The sequence below is a fragment of the Thalassospira sp. CH_XMU1420-2 genome (assembly GCF_037029325.1).
Lineage (GTDB): Bacteria > Pseudomonadota > Alphaproteobacteria > Rhodospirillales > Thalassospiraceae > Thalassospira > Thalassospira povalilytica.
Window position 1 is genome coordinate 596,037 of the sequence record NZ_JAYMEG010000002.1, and the last position, 22,869, is coordinate 618,905.

Consider the following 22,869-nt stretch of genomic DNA (forward strand, 5'->3'; position numbering starts at 1 on the left):
CAGAGTTTTGTGCGGCCAGGCAGTAGAAATGGTTTCGGCATTTCCAGCGGGACCAAATGAAAGCTCATCGTTCTTTGAACGCCTGATCAAGCGAGACATACACAGGTTTCAGCAAATACTGAAGAAGGGTACGTTCCCCGGTCTGGATGTCTGCCTGCACAGTCATGCCCGGTATGATCCGTTGAGCCGAAGCGCCTTCACCAACCATGTCGGTATCAAGCGCAACCTTTCCTTTATAATATGGTTGTCCTTCCTCATCAATAAAAGTAGATGCAGAGATCGATACCAATTCGCCGGAAATACCACCATAACGTATAAAGTCAAACGCACTGACCTTGACCGTCACCGGCTGCCCAAGATGGACATGGCCGATATCTTCGGTCGAGATGCGGGTTTCCGCAATCAGGTCATCATCAACCGGCACCAGTTCCATCACGATCTGCGCCGGGGCAATCACCCCGCCGATCGTGGTGAATTGCAGGCCCTTGATATAACCGCGCGTTGGCGCAACGATTTCAAGGCGAGCAACACGATCACGCAATTTGCGCAATGCCTCGCGGGTCTGGGCAATTTCACCGCCCAGCCGGCCAAGCTCGGTAATTGCTTCTTCGCGCTGGCTTTTTTCAAGTTCATTCAGACGCAGCTTGGCCTCGGCAATGGTTTCGCGGGCCCGGGCCTGTTCGGCAACGACCCCTGAAAGATTGCCCTGGGCTTCGTTCAGTTCGCGCTGGATATTGAGGAACAGCACCTTGGAATTCAGCCCCTGCTCATAAAGCGAACGGCGCATGGTGACTTCCTGGCTTAGCAAATCAACCGATTTGCGAAGCGTTGCTTCCTGTTCACTGAGCTGGGCGAGTTCGGCGTTGCGTTCCTTGATCTGGACCTGAAGGATTTCGTTCTGGTTGCGATCAAGTTCGGTCTGGATGTTATAGATTTCCTGCTGATTGCGTGCGAGTTCCGGATATTGCGCAAGCAGGCTGGCAAAGTCCGGGTCGCGGCCTTCGGCAAGGGCACGATAGCGTTCCGCTTCGAGCTGAAGGTTGCCAAGCTTGGTTTCCGTCTGGGATAGTTCGGCCTGCGCGCCGTCGGCCTTGAGCCGGACAAGAACCTGGCCTTTTTCAACAAGATCGCCGTCACGTACCATGATCTGTTCGATGATGCCGCCTTCAAGATGCTGGATCTTGTTGACCGCACCTGTTGGCATCACCTGGCCAAATGTAATGGCCGTTTCCTTGATCTCGGTGGTGGCAGCCCAGGCAACAAGCGCCAGAAAGCCCACCGACAACAGCACCATGGCCGAGCGGATAAAGACCGAAATGCCGCCTTCTTCAAGCAGCACGGCATGCGAAAGATAACGCGCCATGCGACGGGACCGGCGGAACCGTTCAATCGCAGTATTCTGCACAGCTGCATCACTCATAGGTAGCCTCCGTCTATCACCTGTTGCTTGATCCGTTCGGGCGGGCCGTCGCCGCGCAGCTGTCCGGCTTCAAGAACAAGTATGCGGTCGGCCAGATCAAGGTGACTTGGCCGATGGGTAATCAGGAAAATGGTCGACCCGCCACGCAACCGGTTGATTGTGTGCTGGAAGGCGCGATCGGCGCGCTGATCCAGACCGTTGGTCGGTTCATCAAACAAAATGATCGGGGCTTCACGCACAAAGGCGCGCGCCAGTGCCAGCCGTTGCAGGAAGCTTGCCGAAAACCGCGAGGAATGCTGATCACCGACACGGGTATCAAACCCGTCGGGCAAGGCTTCGACTTCCTGCAAAATGCCCGCAGACATGCACGCCATGCGCAGGTCATCAGGCGATGCGACCGGATTGGCCAAACGCAGGTTCTGGGCGATCGATCCCCGGAAAAATTCGATATCCTGCGGCACATAGGAAATGGCCTGACGCAGGGTTTGCGGATCCATCTGGCGGATATCCGCCCCGTCAATCAGGACCGCACCGGCCTGGGGCTGATACATGCCTGCCACCAGCTTGATCAGGGATGATTTGCCCGCACCATTGGCCCCGACCACGGCAACGACCTGTCCGGGTTTGATGTCAAAATTGACCCCGACCAGTGCCGGATCGGAATCCGAGCTGTAGCGGAAACTGACGCGCGAAAACGTAATCGCACCTTCAAAGCGGCGCTGCTCGACCGAGCGCGGCACAAGATCGCCTTCGGGCTGAAGGTTCATCAGCCGGTTGATCTGGCGGACACTTCCGCGCAGCTGTGCCAGACGCGGTAAACCAAGGAAGGCCTGGTTGATCGGCCCCAGAACACGCCAGGCCAGCATCATCGAGGCCACAAGCGCACCGACACTCATTTGCGCATTCATCACCTGGTCTGCACCAAATGCCAGAACCAGCGCACCCGCAGAAATCATCAGGATCTGGGCTGATGTGTTGATGATATTATTGACCATCGAAACCCGGAACCCGGCATAGGCCGTATCGGCCGATATGTCGCGGAACCGTGCCAACCAGCGTTTCTCGGATGCGGTATATTTCAAAACCGACATCTTGCCGACCGTTTCGACCAGGAATTCCTGGCGGCTGGCCCCATGACGGCCAAGCTCGACCACCCGGCGTGAAACAACCGGAAAGGCAATAATCCCGATCAACAGGAATACCGCCATCAGAACAATCGGAATGACTGCCAGCCAGCCCCCCAGATAGAACATCGCAATCAGGAAGATCGGAACAAACGGCATTTCTAGCATCACCATGGCCATCGGCCCGGTAAAGAATTCACGCACACTTTCAAAGTCGCGAATACGCGAAATCTGTACCCCGACCGGTGCCCGTTCGGTAAAGGTCGGCGGCAACGACAGCAACCGTTCAAAGATCGCGCCACTGACCAACGTATCAAGACGCGCCCCAAAATGACTGACGATCTGACTGCGCAAGGATCGAAGGATCCAGCCCAGAACCATGACAATCACGATCCCGATTGAAAACTGGATCAGCATCGGTATCGACCGGGTTCCAATCACCCGGTCATAGATGCCCATAACAAAGACCGGCGTTGCCAGCGCCATGATATTGAGAACAAGCGTAAGCAGCAGCAGCTGATAACCGAGCGAGGAAAAGCGCGCAGCAATCCCGCCAAACCAGCCGCGCTTGTCATCTTCGAAATAGCGGGCCCGGCGATCAGCCATCGTGAACTGATACAGCTTGCCCGGCAGAGAAGACGACCGGATGACCATTTCACGATCCGTTCCGCCATCAAAAACCCGGATACCGTTATCTTCGGGGCGAATGACCACCAGTGCGGTGCCGTTATCGGGCACGAACAGGCAGGGCATCATGCGTTCGTCAATCTGATCGAAGGTCGCGTCAATTTCGCGCGACTGATAGTTCAGATGCGCAAGAACGTTGCGGAAATCCGTGATATCAAGCGTCTGGTCCAGATGCGGCAGGGCTTCTGCGACCTGGCGGGGCAACCCGCGCCAGCCAAGTGCCTGAAGCAGCGGCCACAAACAGGCATCGAAATCCGACTGGGCATCAATGCTTGCCATCCCCATGCGATAGCCCAGCGCATAGTTCATGTTTTCGAGCTGTTTCATTGTGCCCCCGTCTCTACTGGTGCACTGAAATTCGATTCTGCACGGGTAACGCGGGCATTGCTGCGTTTTAGAACCGGCACAAGATGATGGTCGACAATCCGGTATTGCTTGTTTGCCAGCGCAATCAATGACGGTCGGTGCGACACCATGACAAGGGTGCAGTGCTTTTTCAGTTCCAGCATCAGACTGGCCATGATGTTGTCACCGGCCATATCAAGCGAACTGTTGGCCTCGTCAAACAGCACGATGCGAGGATAATCAATCAGTGCTCGCGCAACCGCGATACGCTGCTTCACGCCACGCGGCAGTGTTTCGGATGCCTGTCCGCCGACTTCGGTGTCATAGCCTTCGGGCATGCGCATGACAATGTCGTCAAGGCCAAGACGACGGGCAATTTCAACCACCCTGTCCACACCGATTTCCTTGCGGAAGCCGGTAATGTTTTCAAGAATGGTGCCCTTGAACATCACGCCATGTTGCGGCAGATAAGCGATCTGGCGGCGCGTTGATTCCGCCGTATAGTCAGATGGATTTTTACCATCGAGCAATATGTCACCGCTGTCAGGGCGCAGTGCCCCCATCAAAAGCCACAGCAACGTGGTTTTGCCGGTCCCGTTATCGCCGGTGATCGCCACTGAATCCCCCGGTTCAACCACCAGATCAAGCCGGTCAAAGATCTTCTTTCCGTCGGCATGCGAAAAGCCCAGATTGCGCAATTCGATCTTGCCTTCAAGCAGCGGCATTTCCGCGGTTACCGCGCTGTCTTCGGGTTTGATTTCAAACAGTTCGTTGACGCGCTGACGGGCAACACGGATATTCTGGAACTGTGTCCACAGGCTCATGGCGCGCTGCAATGGCTGGATCGAACGCCCCGACAGCATGGTGCAGGCCGCAAGTCCACCAACGGTCAGATCACCATTGATCACCAGCACACTGCCGATCGCGGCAACCATCACCATGGTCAGCATCGAAAAGGTTGCACTGGCATTGACCGCCGCATGGGCCGAACGCGCCGCAATCAGGTCATCCCCCGAACATTGTTCCTGAAGCTGTTCATGACGGCGCACCATCAGGTTTTCCATCGCCATCGACTTGATGGTGTGAATGCCCGTTAGGGTCTCGATGATAAAGTTGTACCGGCGTTCGTCAGACTGGCTGCGCTTGTCCAGGGCGGCACGCAACTGGTGCCCCAAAATCATCGCGGTCAGAAAGAAGGCAAGCAATATGCCGACCGGCACGGCAACAAGCACCCCGCCAATAACCGCAATCAAGGCCAGAAACAGTACGACAAACGGAAGGTCCACAATCGCGCCGATCGCCTGACCGGAATAGAAATCGCGCAGCAAATTAAGACTGTTCAAACGCTGAAGATGCAGCCCCGGTGCGGTTTTGTCATAGTCGATCAGACTTGCCGAAAGCAAATGACCGACGGCCTTTTGCGAGCTTTCATGTTCGAATTTCGCCGCCGACAGCGAAGAAATATAGGCCCGGCCAAGACGCAGCACAGCCTCGATCAAAAGAGCGCCAAGAACGCCAAGGATCAGCAAGGTAAGTGTCGGTATGGAATTATGCGGCAGGACACGGTCATAAACCTGAAGCAGGGTAATCGGCAGCGCAAGCGACAGCAGATTGATCACCAATGCGGCAATCAACAGCGAAAAACGGCCGGTGCGCAGATGCGACAATGTCCCGATATTCAAGCCCGGACGACGTGTCATAAAGCAGGGATGCTCCAGGTTATGCAGAAAATACCATCCTAAAGTGGTGATATTATACCATCAGATAGGATACATAGCCGATCACTAATCCCAGTGCAAGAAATTCGTGCACCAGACACAACCGGATAATTTTGTATTCTTGCCATCCTGGCGTTAAGTCGCAGAGATCGCCTAAATATCAGAAAAAACTTAAAAAGTCCTAGCCGACATCCCTGTCACCCCGCAGCCGGTCAAGTGCCCGGCGTTCTGCCTTGGTCGGGCGTCCGGCACCGGCTTCGCGTTCCGCAACCGGTGCGGTTCGTATATCTGACGCAACTTCCTTTTTCGGTAATCTTGGGGGGGAATGGTCCACATACAAGCCCTGGGCTTCCGGGGCGGGCCCGCGACGTTCGCCAAGGGCGATGACTTCGACCACACGCAAATGCGGCCCCTGAAAGAACTGCAATCGGTCACCGGCGACGACCGTGGCACTTGCCTTGGAGACGGACTGACCATTCAGAACGATATGCCCGGACTGGCAGGCTTTGCTGGCCAATGACCGGGTTTTGTAAAACCGGGCATGCCAAAGCCATTTGTCGACCCTGAGCTTTTCTGACTGTTCGTTCACAACCATCCGATCCTGCATCAAGTGATTATAAAGACATAGAACGCAGAACGGCGACCCGCAAGGATCGCCGTTCAATTCCGATTTCCAGGATGCTATCAGCCTTTGGCTTCGAGCATCTCCTTAAGCTTGGCAAACGGAGAATCTTCGTTGATCTGGTTACCTTTGTCCGGGGCCGGACCACGTCCGCCCGGCTTGCCACCACGGCCACCCTTGCCACCATAGTTCGGACGGTTGCCGCCCTTGCCCTTGGGACCGCCTTTGCCGCGTGCATCCTGACGCGGACCACGCTGCTGGCCACGACCGGCACCGCCACGCTTGCGGCGATCGACACGGACAAAGTATTTGACCTCGACCAGCTCATCGCCATCCGCATCGGTTTCCGCGGCTTCGGCCGGGGTTGCTTCTGCGGTGTCGGTGGATGCAGCGTCATTTGCCGGTGCTGTTTCGGCGCTTTCAGCCGGTGCAGCCTCTTCGGTTTTGACTTCGGCATCGGTCTTGGCGGTTTCTTCGGCCTTTTTCTCGGCTTCCTTGGCAAGAAGTTCGGATTTCTTGACCTTGGTTACCTCGGCACGCCAGCCAAGAGCAGTAAAGACGCCTTCGGCCTGCTCGACCGTGCAGCCCAGAAGTGACAGCAGATCGGGATCAGGACGTACCTTGCCGTCGTTTTCACGGGCCTTCTGACGCAGAAGGGCTGCGAAACGTTCAAGCATGTCCACACGTGCCGCAAGCGGACCAACCGGCATATAGCCAGCAGCAAGGTAGAAGCCCTTGGAATTGGCACGATCGTTCGGAACCGATGTCCGGCCTGCCGGCGGCAATTCCGGAAGCGCATCCAGTTCACGGGCAACCGCCCAAAGAATGCCGCGCAGCTCAACCGGATCGGGTTTGAGCGCATCAAGCACATGGACGGTTTCAACACCCAGACGCACGCCAAGTTTGGCAAGTGCCTTGCGGTCCTCGTCCGACAGGTCCTTGACCAGGCTTTCAAGTTCCGAGCGCGGTACACAGCCCAGACCTTCGTTCAGCTGGAACAGAAGACCGCGAATCGGACCGGACAACTGACAATCGCGCAGGCGGGTCAGCATTTTAAGGCGCGCTTCGATATGGGCATTGACGAAATTCTGCAAACGGGTACGCACACGCTCACGTGTCGGACCGTCAAAGAACTCGCTGTCGATCACCTGAACTTCGGGCGACAGAACTGTGTCACCTTTTTTCAGTACGCCAACCTGCGCACCGTTCCAAAGGACATCAAGCTGCCCATTCACCGCGAACTTGTCGTCTTCGTCGGTTTCAAGTTGTTTGACACGCTGGGCGATTTCGCCGGTCAGCGCGCGACGTGCGGCACTGGCAATAGCCTTGCCTTCGAAAGCAGCATCGGTTTCATCAGGGATGAAACGGAATCCATCAAGACGGCCGACAAATTCACCTTCGACCTGTACTTCACCATTCGCAGTGATGGTAGACATGAGTTCAGACTTGTCCTTGAGACTTTTCAATAAAACCGAGGTCCGTCTGTCAACGAACCTTTGGGTCAGGCGTTCATGTAGCACATCTGAGAGCTTATCCTCAATGGCCCGCGTGCGTTCCTGCCAATGATTGGCATCTTCGAGCCAGTGATGCTTGTGCGATACATATGTCCAGACGCGAATACCTGCCAAACGTGATGACAACTGATCGATATCACCATCATAACGATCCAGACGCAAGACTTGTTCGCCCAACCAGTCGATGGGCAGTTTGCTTCCGGGTTTCGCAAGATAGCGATAGATAGATGTTAGCAGCCTTGGATGGGCATCGGTATGGATATTTCTGAAGTCGGGAATCTGGCAAACTTCCCACAATAACTGTACCCGATCCGGGGCCGAGGCGATGCGCGCGACATCTTCGTTATGCGCCAGATGATCGAGCATGATTTCATCGACCGGCTCGCGCGCCAGAATAAGGGTCGGGTCATCCGACCGACGGCGCAAGGATTTCTGCAACGCATCCACAGACCGGAAATCAAGCCGCGCATTGCGCCAGAAGACTTTGGCAAGCGGTTCGAACTCGTGGGCTTCGATCTGTTCGATGATATCGGGATCAATGCCCGATAGGTTGCCGGTAACACCAAATGTCCCGTCATTCATGTGACGGCCCGCACGCCCGGCAATCTGGGCGGTTTCAGCCGCCGTCAAACCGCGGTTGAACTTGCCGTCAAACTTGGTCAGCGCGGCAAAGGCAACATGGTTAAGGTCAAGGTTAAGCCCCATGCCGATGGCATCGGTCGCAATCAGGTGTTCGACCTCGCCATTCTGGAACATTTCGACCTGGGCATTGCGGGTGCGCGGGCTCAGCGCGCCAAGAACCACCGCAGCCCCGCCCTTTTGACGGCGCACCAGTTCGGCCACCGCATAGACTTCCTGTGCCGAAAACGTCACCACAGCCGACTGGGCCGGAAGGCGCTGGATCTTCTTCGATCCGTTATAGCTTAGGGTCGAAAAACGTTCGCGCCGATCAAATTCGACATTATCAACCAGCTTGCGGATCACCGGGCGGATGGTTTCCGCCCCCATGAACATGGTCTCTGAGCGCCCGCGCGCATGCAACAGCCGGTCGGTAAAGACATGCCCGCGTTCGGGATCGGCACACATCTGGATTTCGTCAATTGCCAGGAAATCGACCTGCTTGGCCACAGGCATGGCTTCGACGGTACACAGGAAATAACGTGCGGTTTTCGGCAAGATACGCTCTTCGCCGGTGATCAGCGCCACCGCCCCCTTGCCGACCTTGGCCACTGCGCGATCATAGTTTTCACGCGCCAAAAGCCGCAACGGGAACCCGATCATCCCGGTCGTATGCGCCAACATCCGTTCCATGGCCAGATGGGTCTTGCCGGTGTTGGTCGGCCCCAATATGGCAAGGATACGAGGACCGGTTCGGGTTGAAATCTGCATCAAACTTTTCCAATCGACAGCCCATTGATCCGGACCATCGCAATCTTTGGGCCTTTCAACACGCGAACCGGCGCAATGTCAAGCTTTCTGCCATATCGAAACACCTACCAACTTCACAAAGCGAGACGTCCTGCGTCACTCCTATGAGATACACAGACACTGCAGGCATTCCCATGACCGATGATGACACACAATCCGACAATGGCTGTGCGGCCCCATGGCCGAAAACAAAAGCCAAAGCCATAAAACGGAGTCCACAAACAATCTGGGAAGCCACGAAAACTACCGAAGAAATAGACCCAAAGCATCCCGATATTCCACCGGACTACCCCCACGACTGTCCACCGTCGGACTATCAATGGCGCAAAGCGCTCAAACCACCCTCGGAACAACACAAACCAGGCCTTCCGAACATAGGCCTCGGGCCATTCGACAAACCCCTGACATATTGGCAGTTGTTTAAGCGTCTTTCAGACGAGGACGCGAAGGAAACTTTATGATCATTTTTTCATCCAGCTCGCGAACCTTCAGGCCAGTTCTTCCCGCACCAGAGACAGCGGCGTGGTTTAATAATTGGCGATTTAACAGCCCAATAAGCGAAAACAAGAATTTCGGGTTTGGCGAGGAGAATGTTTTTACTTGTCCCACTTGCAAACGATTGCTGCCGACGGCTTATGCCGAGGCCGATCATATGTTTCCTCAAAAGGCATTGCGCCGCGTTATGGGGAGTGTGATCTTCTCTTACACAGACTGGACAACTTTCTCTGCTGCAGCCCGGTCTGCCAACAAGAAACGCTTTGAAGACGATGATGGTTGGTCGGTTCAGTTAAAAAATTCTGCTTTCAAGTTACCTGACTACGAGAAATTGAGAGTTTTCGAGGTGGACGCATGGGATGGCGGTTACGACCAAATCAAGATGATTGCCCAAGACGTTGACGCCTTGGCGAGGGGAAGTTTCGAGGTCACAGTAGAGCAAATCCGGGTTGACGACATGGCAGACAATGCCGTCAGAGTCCACAGGGGCGATAATTTAACCTTTTATTACGATCTCGCCCGGTTCGACGTGACCAACATTGCATTTCTATGCTCTGTCTGTAACCACGCGAAAGCTCAGCAGATATACCCTGCTCACAAAGGCTTTGTCACTTTGATCAATAGGCAGAGGTATTTGGAACATATTACAGAAGAAAGTTATGGCACCAGATTCCTAGCTGACAACACGGGCCCGACTTATTCCGAACAACGTGACATGACGTAGTGCGCAAAGCGCACTCTCAAGTGATCAACAGGTATCTCCGTCAGATTGTTATTCGTGTTCCAGCTCCAGCAGACGCGCGCCTGGCCCATCACCCGAAAGCTCATCTGCCGGGTTGCGCAGCGGGCAATCTGATATCGACAGGCATCCACAGCCAATACATTGCCCCAACTGATCACGAAGTCGGGTCAGTTGATCGATCCGTTCGTTCAAGTCGTCGCGCCATTGCGAAGACAGCTTTTCCCAGTCCTTGGCATTGGGGACCGTGTTATGGGGCAACTTGTCAAAGGCTTCTGCAATTTCAGAAAGCGGTATGCCGGTTTTCTGGGCGACCTTGATGATGGCGAGCTTACGCAACACGCCGCGGTGAAACCGGCGCTGATTGCCATCGGTGCGGATCGAACTGATCAGACCTTTGCGTTCATAAAAATGCACAGCCGACACCGCAATCCCGCAGCGGCTGGCGACTTCCCCGACGCTCAGATAACGCTGTAATACACCGCTTCCGGCCATTTCCCCCTCCTGCATCCTGCCTTCTGACAGGTATCGAATTTCGTTATTGACCTTAACATTAGTTGAGGTTCTAGAAGCTTACGCATTGAAGCGAAATTATCAAGGAGTCAAATCCATGAAAGAAACATTCAATGTCGCCATCATCTATGGCAGTGCACGAGAGGGACGGCTTTGTGACATGGTTGCGCGTTGGGTACTGACAACACTCGGATCGGATCGCGATCTTTCACTTGATACGATTGATCCGGCTGTCCTGAACCTTCCGGCGGCACATACGCGTGCAGAACATCCGGGCATTGATGAACTGCACACCGCCCTTTCAGAGGCCGATGCCTTTATCGTCGTGACACCGGAATACAATCACAGCTTTACCGGCGAGCTGAAATTGCTGATTGATGCTGCCAAACAGCCATGGCGTCGCAAGCCGGTCGCCTTTGTTTCCTATGGCGGGATGTCAGGGGGATTGCGCGCGGTAGAGCAATTGCGTCTTGTCTTTGCCGAACTTCAAGCCGTGACCATGCGCGACGTGGTGAGCTTTGCAAACGTCTGGAACCGTTTTGACGAAGACGGAAACCCAATCGACCAGGAAAGCACAAACCAGGCACTGCATCACATGGTGGGCGACCTAAAATGGTGGGCCGGCGCATTGCGTGATGCCCGGTATCCGAACAGCAGTCAGCAGCTTCGAACCGCTGTTGCATCCTGACCGATAAAAACAGTCAAAACCCGGCAGGCGAAAGCCCGATATTTGTCCGACTGCGACTTTTGTGCTTTGCCCTTCTCGCGCCACCACCGCATTTGCCGGAAAACCGCAAGATCAGGCTCAAACAAATCAGCCCCCAAAAGCAAAACGGGGCGACCATAAAGTCGCCCCGCCAATCAATGCCGGTCGGTCATTATTATTCGACCATCACCGGTCGGGTCATTAATGGTTACGCATCTTGTCCGCATAATCCTTGAGCTGTCGGCGTGCGGCCTGGAAACTGTTTTTAAGCGCGACATAGACATCTTCATGGGCATGATCAGCACTGTCACGCTTTACCATGATTTCCTTGCCCGGCACATTGATCCCGAAATGTACGGCGAAACGGTTGCCGTGGTTATGGGATGCTTGGGGTCGTTCCACCACAACATGACAACTGGTCATGCGATCGAAGGTTTCTTCCAGTTTTTGCACCTTGAAACGGATACGCTCGTCAAGCGCATCAGACTGATCAACATCACGGTAGGTGATTTGAACGGGAACCTTCATGATACGGCCTCCTGTTTAAAGCCTTGGACGCAAAGCAGGGCGTTGCACCCTGCCGTTTACCCCCGGTCCATTTGCTGTCCCGGGAAATTCAGGAACGCTTGGGTTTTGGTTTACGCGCCCCTTTTGAAAAACCGTCTATATCTATACTTAGGATACAGGACTTGCGCTGCAAGGTGCGTTGACGCATATCAAGCGCGGTCAGTAGCAATAACAGGTCACATTGCTATTTCGTGTAGCCCGTTGAAGTGTTGCAACTTCTGCCGATTGCGGGGAAGTTCAACAGACGCTTGAAACAAAGGAGAATAAAGAGGTCATGACGGAAGAAAAAATGCGGTTCGAGGCCGAGGTCAGCCGACTGCTCGATATCGTTGTCCATTCGCTGTATTCAAACAAGGACATCTTCCTGCGCGAGCTGATCTCCAACGCTTCGGATGCGTGCGACAAACTGCGTTACGAAGCGATTGCCAAACCGGAACTGCTCGCAGGCGACGCTGAATTCAAGGTCCGCCTTCTGACAGACAATGTCCGCAATGTTCTGACGATTGCCGATAACGGGATCGGGATGAACAAGGAAGACCTGATCGACAATCTTGGCACCATTGCCAATTCCGGCACTGCCAAGTTCCTTGATGCGGTCTCCAAATCCGACAATCCGAAGGATGTCGACCTGATTGGTCAGTTCGGTGTCGGTTTCTATTCCGCCTTCATGGTGGCAAACCGGGTTGATGTCGTAAGTCGCAAGGCCGGCGAAGACCAGGCATGGAAGTGGTCATCGGACGGCAAGGGCGAATACACCATTTCCGAAGCCGAAATGGAAGGCCGCGGCACCCAGATCACCCTGCATCTGACCGACGAATTCAAGGAATTCACCGAAGAATACAAGCTCCGCCACATCGTCAAAACCTATTCCGATCATATCGGCATTCCGGTGGTTCTGATGAAGGCCGATGGTGACGAGACCCTCAATGAGGCATCCGCCCTTTGGACCCGTCCGAAATCCGAAGTCACCGAGGAACAGTACAAGGAATTCTACAAACACAATTCGCATGCGTTTGATGATCCCTGGAAAACCATCCACTATCAGGCCGAAGGCGCGATTGAATATACCGGCCTTCTTTACCTTCCGACCATGCGGCCGTTCGATCTTTATGATCCGCAGCGCAAAGGCCATCTGAAACTTTATGTCCGCAAGGTCTTCATCACCGAAGGTGCCGACGAATTGCTGCCGCCATGGCTGCGTTTTGTTTCCGGTGTGGTCGACAGTCAGGACTTGCCGCTTAATGTCTCGCGCGAGATGTTGCAGCACAACCCCGTCCTGACCAAGATCAAGAACGGCCTGACCAAAAAGGTCCTGTCCGAACTGGAAACTGCTGCAAAGAAGGACGCCGAAGGGTTTGACACCTTCTGGGAAAACTTTGGTGCTGTGGTCAAGGAAGGGCTTTACGAAGACCAGTCCAACCGTGCGCGCATCCTCAAAATCGCCAAGTTCCGTTCGACCCATGGCGATGGCTGGACCACGCTTTCGGAATATGTCGAACGCATGAAAGAAGGCCAGAAGGCCATCTACTATATCAGCGGCGAAGATATCGAAGCCCTGAAACGCAGCCCGCAGCTTGAAGGCTTTGCCGCCAAGGGGATCGAGGTCCTGCTTCTGACCGATCCGGTCGATGAATTCTGGATGCCGTCAGTTGGCCAGTTTGAAGAAAAGGACTTCAAATCGGTCACCCGTGGCGGTGCCGATCTCAATGACGTCAAATCCGATGACAAGGATGACGCCAAGGACGAGAAAAAGGACGATGCCGCCAGTGACGCGTCACTTGATGCATTGATCGCATCGATCAAGATCGCCCTTGGTACCGGTGTTAAGGACGTTCGGGAATCTGATCGCCTGACCAGTTCGGCCTGCTGCTTGATTGCCGATGAAACCGGCATGGATCTGCGGATGGAGCGGTTGATGAAGCAACATAACCGCGTTGATGAAATCAGCCCGCGTATCCTTGAAATCAATCCGAAGCACAGCCTGATCAAAAAGCTGTCTGACATTGCCATCAAGGATGCCAAGGCACCGATTCTTAATGACGCCGCCCAGTTGCTGCTTGATCAGGCCCGCATTCTCGAAGGCGAAGCCCTGCCCGATCCGGTCAGCTTTGCCCGTCGTCTGGACCTGATCATGGAAAAGGGTCTGGGGGCATAATCCAGCCCGCCCACCGACATTGCGAACGGCGCATCCCCGGATGCGCCGTTTTCTTTTGCATATCGGCAAAATTTAAAATGCTTATTTACCAACAACGGGCATAAAGGCCCACATGTGAAAGAAGCTCCGAACCGACGGGAAGGCCCAAAACACCATGACTGCGATGATGAACTGGCAAAAACTGTTGTCACCCGCACGGCTTGGCACCCGTCATTCAAGTGTCGGCGCTTTTGGCCGGTCCGATTTTCACAAGGACTATGACCGTATCATTTTCTCGGCCGCCTTCCGGCGCCTGCAACGCAAGACCCAAGTTCACCCGTTGCCCGAAAATGACAATGTCCATACCCGCCTGACTCACAGTCTTGAAGTTTCCTGTATCGGCCGGTCGCTTGGCCTGATGGTTGGTCATCGCCTTTCGGAAAAGGGCAGCCTGCCTGATACCATCGACCCCGATCACATGGCCGCCATCGTTCAGGCCGCCGCCCTGTGTCATGATATCGGCAACCCGCCATTTGGCCATGCCGGTGAATATGCCATCCGCCAATGGTTTATCGATGCCGACCCGGCCTTTACCGGCAGCCTGTCCCGTGAACAGTTTGCCGATCTGACGACCTATGAAGGTAATGCGCAAGGGTTCCGGCTTTTGACCAACAAACGGACTGGTCTGTATGATGGGGGGATGCGGCTGACCTATGCGACGCTGGCAAGTTTCCTGAAATATCCGTGGTCGGCATCGGGAAGCCCGTTTCCCCAGAAAAAGAAATTCGGAGCATTCCAGAAGGAATTCGCCCTGCTTGAGGAAGTGGCCGATGCCACCGGCCTGATCCGGACAAGCGACCAGGCATTTTGCCGCCATCCGCTGGTTTATCTGGTCGAGGCCGCCGATGATGTTTGCTATGCCCTGATTGATATCGAGGACGGGGTCGAGCTTGAACTGGTGGAATTCGAGACGCTGGAAAAGATGCTGCGCCCCTGTATCGAAGGGGACCTTCCTGCCGAATATCACCGCGAACAGAATATCAGCCGCAAGATATCCTTCCTGCGCGGCAAGATCATGTCGGGTCTTCTTGATGCGCTTGTCGATGCCTTTGTTCGTCACGAAGAAGAACTTCTGGCCGGTGTGTGGAAAGGCGATCTTCTTGCCTGTGCCGATGGCCCCTATAACGAGCTGATCGCCACTGCCAAGTCATTCTCGGAAAAACAAATCATCCTGAACCGCCGCAAGGTCCAGATCGAGGTCGGCGCCTTTGCCCATCTTGAAACCCTGCTTGAGACATTCTGCAAAACCGCACTTGAAGTCCACAAAGCCCGATCAGAAGCAGACATTCCCTATCGGGCCGGACGTGTTCGGGAACTGATCGGCAATGATGCCATGCCGATCGGTGCGTCCCTTTATGATCTGTATCTGGTGATCCTGGATTATGTATCGGGCATGACCGATGATTTTGCCGCCCGCCTTGCCCGCGACATTGGCGGCGGTCAGCACTGATCAATGTGGATGCTTGGCCCCTTTATTGCGCGATATCGCAGACGGACCGCCTTTATTGCCGCAAGCGCAATGGCAGCCGTCATTTACGGGCTGGTTGATCAAAGTACCCGTCCGGAAGTTCAGGCATGGTATTGGCCCGCCGCCCTTGCCGTGACGAGCTTTATGATCACCCGGCTGATTGTATCGCGCCTGATCGGGCGTTTTGTCGGCGGGATCAGACGCCATCTGCGTTGATGCCAGCGCCCCCGATCCACAAGGCCAGACAATCAAAAAGGCAGGCCCGAAGGCCTGCCTTTATTCTTGGGAATGTCTGTTTGGCCCATATGGGGCAAACACAGTCAGTTAGTCCTGACCGCCACCCATGGCACTGCTGATTTTCTTGTCAGTATTGTACTGACTAAGCGAATAGACAGCCCAGATCGCCGCCGGTACCCAGCCGATCAGGGTAATCTGCAAAATCAGGCAGATGACGCCTGCGATTGGGCGCCCGATGGTAAAGAACAGTAACCAGGGCAGAAGTAGTGCGATCAAAAGACGCATGGATGAAATCCCCTTGTTGCGTTGACGTGCTTACATGCTGTCTTTGAAGGTGACAACAACGACACGGTTACCCTGTTCGGCCACACCGTCTTCGGTTGCGACCGGAACATTGGCTTCGCCGCTGATGCTGATCGCAAGCTTGCTTGCCGGAACACCACCATCACGAAGCGCCTTTACAACCGCATCGACACGCGATTTTGCAAGAATATCGTTATACATTGCATCGCCGGCACGGTCGGCATAGGCAACCAGGCTGATCGCAGCCGGGTCGTATTTGCCATATGCTTCGACAATCCCGTTAATGACCGACATAGCTTTGCCGTCAATTGTGGCACTGTCAAAGCCGAAATAGACATTCATCGGAACCGGCATTGCCATCGCGGCAACCGGGGCCGGTGCGGTGTCGATTTCAGCCTGAACAATTGCCAGCGCCTGATAGAAGGCGGCACGGCAATTGTCGATGTCTTCCTGTTGGATGTTTTCTTCGAGTTCCTGCAACCAGCAATCAAAGCTTGCCTGTGCCCGTGCAGCAGCCGTTGCGGCCTTTTCACGGCCACCGGCATCAAGTGCCGCCAGAAGGTCGCTGCGCGCGACTTCGACTTCACCGGTGCTGCCTTCGGGCAGGGAACGTTCGGAAATCATCTGCGGGCCGGTATCCTGGCTCATCGCAGCCATTTTGGCACGGCTGGTGAAGTACCGCGCATCCGCCCAATCGGCTTCGTCGTACTCTGCCTGGGCAAGGTCGGCGTAATTCTGATGGAGGGCTGCGTCAAATGCCGACCCTTCGTCAGCCATCTCACGTACCCCTGGAATGTTCATATTTGCACACGCGCTCAAGAAGGCAGCGGCGGACACAACAGCGAGCAGTTTAGCTTTCATCGGTATTACTCCTTGTCTGACCGACATTTTGATCCCAATCCCAATTTTTTGACGGTGATGTTGGCGTCATCATGTGACGGATTTTTACATGCACCTGACAGGTCGTTTTTGCCTGTCTGTTTTTCCATGTTCTGTTCGCCATCGATCAGATCCCCGGTGCCTCAGATCCCCGGAACCGACCCCGAATAGAAGGATGTGAAACCAGTTCATATCCCGAACGCATCATCACAACATGGACGGGGATATAATTACCCCTATCCAAGGATATATAGAAGTCAATTTCATGAAAAAAAGCAGTGGGATAGAGAAAATTCACAATCTTCATACTTCACGGTCGAACACAGACCATTGATCCCGCGCGATTTTGTCCCGCCCCATTCCCCGAACAGGTCACAAGCTGTTGCAAAACGCATAAAAAAGCCTGACCGGGCGTTTCACCCGATCAGGCCATGATTGTTTATATGTCCCGGAAATCCGGCAGAAAGAAAAGATCAGTCGGACGATCCGCCAAACAATCCTTTGACAGCCCCGCCAAGCGCATTGGCACCGTCTTTAAGTTTCTCGCCACCTGTTCCGGCAGCACCGCCAACGGCACCGACCGCACCGACAACGCCCTTGCCAAGATCGCCAACGCCTTGCAGCAGGCCATCAACATTAAGGTTTGAAACCGCCTTGAACACCGATGCGTTGATCGCGGTCAGGATTTCACCGGCAACTTCGGCCGGGGTTGCGCCGTTATCTTCCTTGCCAACGTCCTTGAGATGAATTTCCGGAAGATTGGCCGACAGTGACTTGCCCTGAAGCAATGCAGCGGAAACACCGACATTGCCGTTGCGCACATACACATTATCAATGATGATCTTGGGTCCCGACGCGCCGTCTTCGCCAGCAGCACTGTCATCTGCACCCTGACCACCGGACGGACCGGAAACACGATGGACAAAGCTTTCCACGTTGCGCTGAATGGTCGCGATATTGGAACTGCCATTGCCAAGTTCATAGGTCACACTTGGCGCGTCCACCACCACTTCGATGATGCGGATGGTGTCGCTGGTCAGTGTCGATCCATCAAGACGTACCGAAATATTGCCAAGTGAAAAGGCATGGTCGGTTTTGTATCCTTCGGGATTGCCGATCACCAGCCCCTTGATGGCCGCAGTATTTTGCGTTGTCTCGATCGATACGGCATCGACCGTCACATCCGCAAGGGTCACCCGCGTTCCGGCCTTTTCGATCGTCGTTTTCACAATGTCGTCAAGATTGACATAGACATAAACAAGCCCGCCCACGACCAGTACGATGATCGCTGCCAAACCAAACAGTATCTTTTTCATTGCCCGTATCCTGCGTAATTAGTCATCGAAACGGTGCGACATTGACCTTATGGGCACCTGTCCTGCTTCATACTCCCCAAAGAGTTGCGCTGATTGGCAGGACAATCAAGTTATTTCAAATGACAAACAGCGGGCCGGATGACCCGGGCCCGCTGTTTGGAAGTGTGATGGTCCAGCCGTGATTACAAATTGAATTCGACAACCACCGGTGCGTGGTCGGACGGCTTTTCCCAATCACGCGCAAGGTCATAGACAGATGCGGTGCGGACCGTGCCGGCCATGTTCGGTGTCATCCAGACATGATCAAGACGGCGTCCCTTGTTGCTTGCACGCCAGTCGCGCGCCCGGTAGCTCCACCAGCTGAAAAGCTTTTCGGGTTCGGGCACGACTTCACGGACCGAATCAATGAAATCACCGGACTGGCGGAACTTTTCGAGAATTTCGACCTCGATCGGGGTGTGGCTGACGACACGCAGAAGCTGCTTGTGCGACCAGACATCATTTTCCGACGGCGCGATATTGAAATCCCCGACCAGAACTGCCTTGCGGTTCGGATCTGCGGCACGCCGATCGGACCACCAATTGGTCATTTCATCGATGAAGGACAGCTTGTGGGCGAATTTTTCATTGATCGCCGGATCGGGTTCATCACCGCCAGCCGGGATATAGAAATTGTGAAGCTCGACACCGTTTTCGAATTTCGCCATGCAGTGGCGGCGATCTTCCTTGCCACAGAAATGGGTGATGTCGGTTTCAACGAAGGGCAATCGCGAAACGATCGCCACACCGTTATAGCTTTTCATGCCATGGTTATGGCGATGAACATACCCGGCGGCTTCGAATGCCTCATGCGGGAAATGTTCATCCGGGCATTTCAATTCCTGAAGGCACAATGCATCGGGTTGCTGTTCTTCGAGAAACCGGACCACCTGTTCGATGCGCAGGCGCACGGAATTGATATTCCAACTTACAATCTTCAAAACGGGCTCCGTTCAAGTCTTGTTGGGGAAAGGCCCCTGCCCCACAACCCCGGAAAGTCTATAGAAACCGAAGGGCTTATTTCAGTGTTACCGACAGTTCCGCAACATCGGCAATCACCAGATCCATACGGTCACCGCGCACAACCTGACCGACACCTTCGGGCGTACCGGTGAACAAAAGGTCACCCGGCTTCAATTCGATCAGTGTGGACAGATGCACCAGCGCATCGACAACCGGCCAGATCATTTTCGCAGTGGTGTCATTCTGGCGCACATCACCATTGACCGAAAGTTTCAGATTGGTGGCATGCGGGTTACCGGCATCGGCTTTCGGCTTGATTTCCGAAATCGCCGCACAACCGTCAAAGGATTTAGCCATGTCCCACGGCAAACGGCGTTCCTTGAGACCGGCCTGAACATCGCGGCGCGTCATATCAAGTCCAGCCGCATATCCGAAAATCGCATCTTCGACCGCCGCACGGTCAAGATCCTTGCCCCCCTTGGACAGGGCAACCACCAATTCGCCTTCGTAATGCAGATCATCGGTTGCCGACGGATAGGGCAGATCACCATCGCCAACCACAAGGCAATCGGCCGGTTTCATGAAAACACATGGCGGGGTATCAGACGGGTCCGATCCCATTTCGCGCACATGTTCGGCATAGTTCTTACCGATACAGAAAATGCGGTTCACAGGAAAAACCTGATCAGAACCGGTAACCGGAACCGTTGTGTGCTGAGCTGGTTCAAAGACGCTGCGCATTCGAAATCATCCTCAAAAAATCATGTTTGAGATAGTGATAGTCGCTCTGCGTCTAAAAGAAAATGGTCACGTTTTGCCAATTCGATCCGTAACAACACGGATCACCAGTTTTTCCAGTTCGAGAATGACAAACAGCCCGATCCCGGCCGCAATGATCCCGATGCCCGCCACAATGCTGACCGGTCGGGTTTCAAACAGGAAATGCATCACCGGCACATAGGTAAAGATCAGTTGCAGGACAAAGACCGACGATATGGCAATCAAAACCGGTCGCGTCCCGACCATGCCGCGCAAGGTCAAGGATGTACCACCGAGATAACGCACACTGAAAAGATAGAAGACCTCCATCGCGACCAGAACATTGACCGCAACCGTACGCGCAGTTTCAACAGATGCCCCTTGCATCAGTGCCAGTTCGAATGATCCGAAAATGCCCGCCATGAATAACAGCGACACAAACACAATACGCCAGACCAGAAAGCCCGACAAAACCGGTTCGGCAACATTGCGCGGTTTGCGTGCCATCAGGTCGGGTTCGGCCTTTTCAAAGGCCAGCGACAATGCCAACCCGATTGAACTGACCATATTGACCCAAAGAATTTGCAACGGCGAAATCGGTAAAACGACGCCCATCATCAGCGCAACCAGAACACCAAGCGTTTCCCCGCCATTGATCGGCAACAGGAACGTGATCGATTTTTTCAGGTTGTCGTAAACCGTGCGCCCTTCGCGTACTGCATTGACGATAGAGGCAAAATTATCGTCGACCAGCACCATTTCGGCGGCTTCCTTTGCGGCCTCGGTGCCCGATATGCCCATGGCAATGCCGACATCGGACCGCTTGAGTGCCGGGGCATCATTGACACCATCCCCGGTCATCGCCACCACCCGTCCTGCGGCCTGCAACGCCATGACCAGTTGCAATTTGTTTTCCGGGCTGGTGCGGGCAAAAATGTCGGTGGTTTCGATGGCCTGTTGAAGGTCGGCCTGGCTCATCGCATCAATTTCGGGTCCGGTCAGGTAGCGTTCGGTATTTTCAAGGCCCAGCTGTGCCCCGATCGCCTGTGCGGTAATGCCGTGATCGCCGGTAATCATTTTGACGCGAATACCGGCCTGCCGACAATTTGCCACCGCGCTGATTGCTTCGGGGCGTGGCGGATCAACAAGCCCCAGCAACCCGATCATCACAAGCCCGTTTTCCACATCATCAAATGTCAGTTCCTGATGGCTTGCGGGCATTTCGCGAATGGCAACCGCAAGAACACGCATGCCCTGTGCGGCAAGTCCGGCAATCCCGGCAGTCCATTTTTCCCGATCAATTTCATGATCCTGGCCATCGCTGTTGCGTTGATGGCTTGCCATGGCAACCAGACGATCCGGCGCACCTTTGACAACAATCAGTTTGTGCCCCGCATGATCATGATGAAGGGTCGCCATGTATTTGTAGCTGGAATCAAATGGCAGAACATCAAGACGCGGAACAGTTTCATCAAGCCGGTCATGATCAAACCCCGCCTTCATCGCCAGAACCAGAAGCGCACCTTCCATCGGATCGCCAAGAACGTTCCACGCATCGTCCTTGCGCACCAGTTTGGCATCGTTGCACAACATGGCCGCGCGGGTCAGAAGCGCCAAGCCCGGAATGTCATCGGCATCCTGTTCGACCCCACTGGCAACAAAGCCGCCATGCGGGTCATAGCCGATCCCGGAAACATCCACATTGCAATCAGGCATCCAGACCGATTGCACCGTCATCTCATTGCGCGTCAGCGTCCCGGTCTTGTCCGAACAGATTACCGATACCGCGCCCAGGGTTTCCACCGCCGGCAATCGCCGGATGATGGCGTGCTGGCCGACCATGCGCTGAACACCGATCGCCATCGCGATGGTCAGAATGGCGGGCAAACCTTCGGGAATGCCCGCCACGGTCAAACTGACAACCGCGACAAAGGTGGCGTCGATGCTCATACCCTGCACCACAACGCCAAAGGCAAATACCATCACCGCAACCAGCAAAATGATGCCGGTCAGGATCTTGGCGAACTGGCTCATTTGTCGCAGAAGCGGCGTGGTCAGGGCCGCGACATCGCCCAGAAGACGGTTGATCTTGCCGATTTCTGTCTGGAATCCGGTTGCCACCACCAACCCCTGGGCCTGACCGGTGGTAACCAGTGTTCCGGCATAGGCCATCGATTTGCGATCACCAAGGGCTGCTTCCCGGGCCACCGGATCGGCATTTTTGGTAACCACCAGGGATTCCCCCGTCAGGGCAGATTCAAGCACCCCGAAATTCTTGACCATGAAAAGTCGAATATCCGCCGGGATGCGATCCCCTGCTTCGAGACGCACAACGTCCCCCGGGACGAGTTCGGTGGTCGGAATTGTCTTGCGCTGTCCATCGCGCAGCACCGATGCGCTTGGCGAAAGCATGTTCTTGATGGCGCGCAGCGTTTCTTCGGCCTTGCCTTCCTGAATGAAGCCAATGGTCGCATTCAAAAAGCACACCGCCAGAATAACCACCGTGTCGATCCAGTGCGCCATCATCGCGGTTACCGATGACGCAATCAGCAATACATAGATCAAAAGATTGTTGAATTGCCTGGCAAAACGTACGAGCGCGCTTTTGGGTTTGGCCGTCGGCAGGCTGTTTGGGCCATATTGGCGTTGGCGGGCAATAACGGCGTCATGGGAAAGTCCGGTACGATCGCATTCAAGCTGATCACAGACCGCCTCGATGGCAAGACCATGCCAGGCTGCAGGTGCTGTTTTGTCCTGCGAAGACTGACCGTTGTTGAAACCATTGCGTGACGCCATCAAAGCACCTGCTGCCGAATTCGAACCCGGCATCAAT

18 protein-coding genes are annotated in these 22,869 nt (G+C 54.7%); 5 read left to right on the plus strand and 13 right to left on the minus strand.

The genetic code is table 11. The features are described 5' to 3' along the window. Positions 1 to 64: 64 nt before the first annotated feature. From WA429_RS07465 to WA429_RS07485, 5 genes are all read right to left on the minus strand, one after another. Positions 65 to 1,420, minus strand: coding sequence for an HlyD family type I secretion periplasmic adaptor subunit (locus WA429_RS07465; RefSeq protein WP_068518769.1), 1,356 nt, complete (start codon positions 1,418 to 1,420; stop codon positions 65 to 67). Further along, on the minus strand, positions 1,417 to 3,558 hold the full coding sequence (locus WA429_RS07470; RefSeq protein WP_114112993.1) for a peptidase domain-containing ABC transporter: 2,142 nt from the start codon (positions 3,556 to 3,558) through the stop codon (positions 1,417 to 1,419). Before WA429_RS07470 ends, WA429_RS07465 begins: the two co-directional genes overlap by 4 nt. Further along, positions 3,555 to 5,276 (minus strand): peptidase domain-containing ABC transporter, encoded by a 1,722-nt coding sequence (locus WA429_RS07475; protein WP_068518767.1) that lies wholly within the window; start codon positions 5,274 to 5,276, stop codon positions 3,555 to 3,557. Before WA429_RS07475 ends, WA429_RS07470 begins: the two co-directional genes overlap by 4 nt. 199 nt (positions 5,277 to 5,475) lie before the next feature. Then, on the minus strand, positions 5,476 to 5,883 hold the full coding sequence (locus tag WA429_RS07480; protein ID WP_369813520.1) for an RNA-binding S4 domain-containing protein: 408 nt from the start codon (positions 5,881 to 5,883) through the stop codon (positions 5,476 to 5,478). Between the two features lie 95 nt (positions 5,884 to 5,978). Continuing rightward, positions 5,979 to 8,819, minus strand: coding sequence for a helicase-related protein (locus WA429_RS07485; RefSeq protein WP_287465522.1), 2,841 nt, complete (start codon positions 8,817 to 8,819; stop codon positions 5,979 to 5,981). 496 nt (positions 8,820 to 9,315) lie between these two features. Here WA429_RS07485 and WA429_RS07490 point away from each other — a divergent pair, with 496 nt between their 5' ends. Next, entirely contained in the window at positions 9,316 to 10,077 is a 762-nt protein-coding gene (locus WA429_RS07490) for a hypothetical protein (RefSeq protein ID WP_287465520.1), read from the plus strand. 48 nt (positions 10,078 to 10,125) lie between these two features. On the opposite strand, the gene soxR is transcribed toward WA429_RS07490, so the two are convergent. Further along, positions 10,126 to 10,587: a redox-sensitive transcriptional activator SoxR gene (gene soxR / locus WA429_RS07495; protein WP_250284872.1), complete on the minus strand. Its 462-nt coding sequence runs from the start codon at positions 10,585 to 10,587 to the stop codon at positions 10,126 to 10,128. Positions 10,588 to 10,702: 115 nt separating this feature from the next. Between soxR and WA429_RS07500 the strand changes: the two genes are divergently transcribed. Continuing rightward, entirely contained in the window at positions 10,703 to 11,293 is a 591-nt protein-coding gene (locus tag WA429_RS07500) for an NADPH-dependent FMN reductase (RefSeq protein WP_287465518.1), read from the plus strand. 219 nt (positions 11,294 to 11,512) lie between these two features. Here WA429_RS07500 and WA429_RS07505 read toward each other — a convergent pair whose 3' ends face one another. After that, positions 11,513 to 11,839: an HPF/RaiA family ribosome-associated protein gene (locus WA429_RS07505; protein ID WP_068518762.1), complete on the minus strand. Its 327-nt coding sequence runs from the start codon at positions 11,837 to 11,839 to the stop codon at positions 11,513 to 11,515. A gap of 313 nt (positions 11,840 to 12,152) precedes the next feature. Here WA429_RS07505 and htpG point away from each other — a divergent pair, with 313 nt between their 5' ends. The 3 genes from htpG (at position 12,153) to WA429_RS07520 (ending at position 15,756) form a co-directional block, all read left to right on the plus strand. Then, positions 12,153 to 14,033, plus strand: coding sequence for a molecular chaperone HtpG (gene htpG, locus WA429_RS07510; protein WP_101247069.1), 1,881 nt, complete (start codon positions 12,153 to 12,155; stop codon positions 14,031 to 14,033). Positions 14,034 to 14,187: 154 nt separating this feature from the next. After that, positions 14,188 to 15,522, plus strand: coding sequence for a deoxyguanosinetriphosphate triphosphohydrolase (locus WA429_RS07515; RefSeq protein WP_242512970.1), 1,335 nt, complete (start codon positions 14,188 to 14,190; stop codon positions 15,520 to 15,522). 3 nt (positions 15,523 to 15,525) lie between these two features. Further along, positions 15,526 to 15,756, plus strand: a complete 231-nt coding sequence (locus WA429_RS07520; protein ID WP_287465515.1) for a hypothetical protein — start codon at positions 15,526 to 15,528, stop codon at positions 15,754 to 15,756. Positions 15,757 to 15,864: 108 nt separating this feature from the next. Here WA429_RS07520 and WA429_RS07525 read toward each other — a convergent pair whose 3' ends face one another. The 6 genes from WA429_RS07525 to WA429_RS07550 all read right to left on the minus strand — a co-directional run bounded on the left by WA429_RS07525 (position 15,865) and on the right by WA429_RS07550 (position 22,832). After that, positions 15,865 to 16,062, minus strand: a complete 198-nt coding sequence (locus WA429_RS07525) for a YqaE/Pmp3 family membrane protein (RefSeq protein WP_068518759.1) — start codon at positions 16,060 to 16,062, stop codon at positions 15,865 to 15,867. A gap of 30 nt (positions 16,063 to 16,092) precedes the next feature. Beyond that, positions 16,093 to 16,857 carry an OmpA family protein gene (locus tag WA429_RS07530; protein WP_228194417.1) on the minus strand — a complete coding sequence of 255 codons (765 nt, stop codon included), beginning with the start codon at positions 16,855 to 16,857 and terminating at the stop codon, positions 16,093 to 16,095. 575 nt (positions 16,858 to 17,432) lie between these two features. Continuing rightward, positions 17,433 to 18,275 carry a hypothetical protein gene (locus WA429_RS07535; RefSeq protein ID WP_287465513.1) on the minus strand — a complete coding sequence of 281 codons (843 nt, stop codon included), beginning with the start codon at positions 18,273 to 18,275 and terminating at the stop codon, positions 17,433 to 17,435. A 182-nt stretch (positions 18,276 to 18,457) separates the two neighbouring features. After that, positions 18,458 to 19,255 (minus strand): exodeoxyribonuclease III, encoded by a 798-nt coding sequence (gene xth, locus WA429_RS07540; RefSeq protein WP_287465511.1) that lies wholly within the window; start codon positions 19,253 to 19,255, stop codon positions 18,458 to 18,460. Positions 19,256 to 19,331: 76 nt separating this feature from the next. Next, complete coding sequence (locus tag WA429_RS07545; RefSeq protein WP_068518755.1) at positions 19,332 to 20,018, minus strand: fumarylacetoacetate hydrolase family protein; 687 nt, start codon at positions 20,016 to 20,018, stop codon at positions 19,332 to 19,334. Between the two features lie 66 nt (positions 20,019 to 20,084). Continuing rightward, on the minus strand, positions 20,085 to 22,832 hold the full coding sequence (locus tag WA429_RS07550) for a cation-transporting P-type ATPase (protein WP_287465509.1): 2,748 nt from the start codon (positions 22,830 to 22,832) through the stop codon (positions 20,085 to 20,087). Positions 22,833 to 22,869: the final 37 nt, after the last annotated feature.